1 pseudogene is annotated in these 350 nt (G+C 35.4%); it reads left to right on the top strand.

The annotated features are described in order from the left end of the window. Positions 1–53: 53 nt before the first annotated feature. A pseudogene (locus VSQ62_RS32335) lies at positions 54–350 on the top strand (site-specific integrase); the annotation flags it as partial.

Here is a 350-nt window from a genome sequence, read left to right as displayed (position 1 = left end):
GATCCTTTGAGGACTGGCTGAATAGCGGAGCTAATTAAAAAAGGAGAAAACGTATGGCTACGATTATTAAACGTAAGAAGAAATATTCTGTTGTTTACTATTATGAGGATGAAAAGGGAGAGAAAAAGCAAAAGTGGGAAACATATAATACACCTGCAGAAGCCAAGAAGCGAAAAGTTGAAATTGAGTCAGAACAAATAAACGGAACATTTATTCCACCAAAGGATATTAAAGTAAAAGATTTCTTATATGATTTCATCAAAATTTATGGCAGTGCTCACTGGGCACTATCTACCTACGAGTCAAATTGTGCACTGATAGCAAATTACATCAATCCGATCATTGGGGAT

It is taken from the genome of Sporofaciens sp. JLR.KK001 (assembly GCF_036941055.1).
Classification (GTDB): domain Bacteria; phylum Bacillota; class Clostridia; order Lachnospirales; family Lachnospiraceae; genus Sporofaciens.
Note: the sequence above shows the minus strand (reverse complement) of the source record. Positions and strands in the feature narration are given on the sequence as shown.